Below are 1,929 nucleotides of genomic sequence, written 5' to 3'. Positions count from 1 at the left end.
CAGACTTCGTCTGGTACGTGGGTCCAGGTCGAAGCTGTACGGATCTTCCGTCAGCAGCAGCGGACTTACGACCTGACGGTCGAGGGCATCCACACTTACTATGTGCTGGCGGGGGCCACCCCGGTCCTCGTGCATAACTGTGGCGTTGTTGACGCAGTTCATGCGGAAGCAGAGGCTGTTGCGGACCTTTCAGGCTCTCAGCGCCCGCAGGTGATTGAAGCTTTGCAGGTTCCCGGACATGCTCCCATCGTGGCTCATAGTGATGGAGGGGCAGGCATTCGACGGGTGCATCCAGCCATCCAGGGCATCCTCGATTCCATCCCGACCGCTGCGCGCGGGAATAATCACGGAGGTTGTGGTTTGGTGCAGTGCTTGACGGAAGCTCTGGACGCCGGTCTCGATCCGACTGGATCCACCGCTGCGGCCACCGTGGGGCGCACCAGAACGAACAAGAATTTCCAAAAACTCATTGGGCCGTGCCAGAGTTGCCAGGTGTTCGTCGAGCACTTCAACATTGACTTCAGGATGGCAAGGTAGATGCCTCGTTTCTCCCTAGAGGTAGAGAGCACTCTTCGGCAGTCTGGCTGGCTCCCTCATCGCCGAGCTGACCTCGCGCAATGGAAGGCGACGCTGTCAGATTTCACCTGGCATGCCGCGGCGGAGAAATTTCTCCAAGAGTTTGGTGGCATCCAAGTAGACATCAGCGGGCCTGGAATCACCTGCGCGCGGGAGCCATTCCAGTTCGACCCGGAGCTTGCCATCGGAGAGGAGGAGAGATTTGCGGAGCTCTCTGAAAAGTTCGACCGTGCATTCTTCCCGCTGGGGGAAGTGGGGCAGGGAGAGTTTTTCCTGGCAATCGATGAAAAGGGCGTCATCTATCTCGTTGGGGCCTGGGCGCTAAGGCTGGGCGTCGGGGACTTGGCGCTGGAGCGTCTCATCAGGGGGATTTCTGCGGAAAGGCTCGACCTGCCAACCGGAAACACTCCGTAACCTCATCACGCCCAGTGCAGGCGGATGCCATGGGCGCCCGCGCACTATCGTGAGAAATAGCGGGAAGTCTCGGAGTGCAGTAAGAGTTGGTGCTTAGATAAGCCGTAGGGGCCCCACCGGATCGTTTTCCGGTGGGGCCCCTACGGTGTCTGACGGCAGTAGTTGACGGCAACGTCAGCGAACGGGGGCTGCACAGGACGGCGGGTCGTCCCCGTTGTTTGGCTGGTTGGCGGTCTCGGTGGAGCAGTGGAGCGTGCGGCCGAGAAGGTCGATGGCGTCGCGCTGGAGTCGGATCCGGACGTGGGCGTAGACGGTGGCGGTGACGCCGATGTGGGCGTGGCCGAGGAGTTCTTTGATCACGACGAGTTCGACGCCCTGCTCCAGGAGGAGTGTCGCGGTGGAGTGCCTGAGGTCGTGGAAGCGGATACGTCGAAGCCCTGCCCGATTGAGGAGGGAGCGGAATCGGCGAGTGAGGTTCGCAGGGTCGATCGGCCCTCCTCCCGGGGTGGTGAAGACGAGGCCGCTGTCCTTCCAATCTCCGACTGCCGCCGCACGTTCTCCTTCTTGACCTTCACGGTGATCCTTCAATGAGTGGGTGCACTGGATGGGGAGAGCAATGCGCCTTTCGGACGCGCGGGTCTTGGTGGGCAGGGAGGTCAGACCGCCGGTCTGAGTGCGCTGGAGGGTGCGGCGGATGCTGGCGGTGCCGGCGCTGAGGTCGAGGTCCTCCCAGTGGAGGCCGAGGAGTTCGCCCTTGCGCAGGCCGGTATGGAGAGCGAGTTCGTACAACGCGTGCAGGCGGTCGCTGCGGGCGGCAGTGAGGAGCTGGCGGGCCTCATCGGTGGTTACGACCTGGGTCGTAATTAGGGTCGGGGCATCCTGGCATGGCTGGTCGGCTGGTGGGTGATCACCGCACGGCGGCGCGGTCGGAGACCAGGG

Annotated in this window: 3 protein-coding genes; 2 read left to right on the top strand and 1 reads right to left on the bottom strand. The window is 62.5% G+C overall.

Annotated elements, in window-relative coordinates; translation table 11 throughout:
• Together AC0Z36_RS29535 and AC0Z36_RS29530 are read left to right on the top strand one after the other, a co-directional pair.
• On the top strand, positions 1-537 hold a 537-nt coding region (locus AC0Z36_RS29535), incomplete at its 5' end, for a hypothetical protein (RefSeq protein WP_485466158.1).
• Positions 538-990: an SUKH-3 domain-containing protein gene (locus AC0Z36_RS29530; protein WP_485466157.1), complete on the top strand. Its 453-nt coding sequence runs from the start codon at positions 538-540 to the stop codon at positions 988-990.
• Positions 991-1,164: 174 nt separating this feature from the next.
• On the opposite strand, the gene AC0Z36_RS29525 is transcribed toward AC0Z36_RS29530, so the two are convergent.
• On the bottom strand, positions 1,165-1,929 hold a 765-nt coding region (locus AC0Z36_RS29525), incomplete at its 5' end, for a site-specific integrase (RefSeq protein WP_485466156.1).

Source organism: Kitasatospora sp. UYEF31, assembly GCF_057291755.1.
The sequence above is the reverse complement of the archived record's forward strand: the minus strand, read 5'-3'. Positions and strand labels throughout refer to the sequence as shown.

Coding starts and splice junctions, on each gene's coding strand:
- AC0Z36_RS29530 (WP_485466157.1), top strand. CDS start 538: ATGCCTCGTTTCTCCCTAGAGGTAGAGAGCACTCTTCGGCAGTCTGGC.